The organism is Mycobacterium sp. NS-7484 (genome assembly GCF_001953975.1).
Lineage (GTDB): Bacteria > Actinomycetota > Actinomycetes > Mycobacteriales > Mycobacteriaceae > Mycobacterium.
This window is the reverse complement of record NZ_MBEJ01000017.1, coordinates 1-972: the sequence shown is the minus strand read 5'-3', so window position 1 is coordinate 972 and position 972 is coordinate 1. Positions and strand designations below refer to the sequence as shown.

Annotated in this window: 2 protein-coding genes and 1 pseudogene; 1 reads left to right on the top strand and 2 read right to left on the bottom strand. The window is 64.8% G+C overall.

The window, feature by feature from the left end; genetic code table 11:
• A pseudogene (locus A5733_RS03470) lies at positions 1 to 287 on the bottom strand (phage tail protein); the annotation flags it as partial.
• Between the two features lie 22 nt (positions 288 to 309).
• Positions 310 to 657 carry a hypothetical protein gene (locus A5733_RS03465; protein ID WP_233152607.1) on the bottom strand — a complete coding sequence of 116 codons (348 nt, stop codon included), beginning with the start codon at positions 655 to 657 and terminating at the stop codon, positions 310 to 312.
• Here A5733_RS03465 and A5733_RS03460 point away from each other — a divergent pair.
• Complete coding sequence (locus A5733_RS03460; protein ID WP_083665975.1) at positions 643 to 891, top strand: hypothetical protein; 249 nt, start codon at positions 643 to 645, stop codon at positions 889 to 891. The genes A5733_RS03465 and A5733_RS03460 overlap by 15 nt on opposite strands.
• Positions 892 to 972: the final 81 nt, after the last annotated feature.

The following is a 972-nucleotide window of genomic DNA, read 5'->3' as shown; positions in this document are numbered from 1 at the left end:
TCGCCCTTGCGGACAGCTTCATTCGCGCTCTTGGTGACCGCCTCACCGGTGGCCTTACCGGCTTGCTCGGCGGCGCGGGTGTCGACCTTCGGCTCGACCTTGACCTGAGTGGTCTGCTTCTCGACGGTCTCCCGGGTCTGCTTGGCGGCCTGCTCAACGGCGCGCTGGTCGACCTTCGGCGCGATCTCAACGTTGACGACCTTGCCGTCGATCTGCTTCTCGATCTCCTCGGTCACGCCACGGAGCGACGGAATGATCTGCAGGACAGCGGTGCCGATGGTCGTCAAAGCCTCACCTCCACAACGAGATTCATGATTGCTTGCGGGCCGATCGATCGCGTTTGCGCCGCAGGTACTCCTCTTTGAGTGCCCGCTTGCGCTCGCTCTTGGCTTCGGCGGTCATCCTGGCCCGAACCGGATGGTCGAAATCATCAGGCAACGAACCCTTCTCGGAATTCGCCTGAACCGTCACCGTCCAGAGATCGGCCAGCAGGTCGACCGCTGCCCACCCCGGGCCGTAGATCGATCGCACCAGCGCCGACTCTGGCGGCAACTGCCGAACCAGAACACCCAACCGCCGCAACGACAACGCGCCGCGCGAGAAGTCGCACAGGCCCGCCAGGCCGAAGCCGGCGACGGGTTCGTGACCATCGAGCACTGCGGACTGAAGCTGCGAATCCCGGTCGGCGACAACGTCCCCCTGGACCTGATGGAGCAGATCGACGCGCCGCAGCCGGAATCTCCGACCGAGGCCGATGACCGGCGGCGGGATATCGCGTTGACGCGGGCGCTGCTCGGTCCGGAGCAGTGGGAAGCGTTCAAGGCCACTCAGCCGACCTGGCGTGAATACCGCGAGCTGGGCACCAAGATCAGCGAGGTCTCGGGAAACTAGTCGGCCTCTTTCGCCTGCTCGCTGAGCATGGCGATGCGATAGAGGCAGATCTGCAGCGGTACTACCACCTGGACCTGTGCG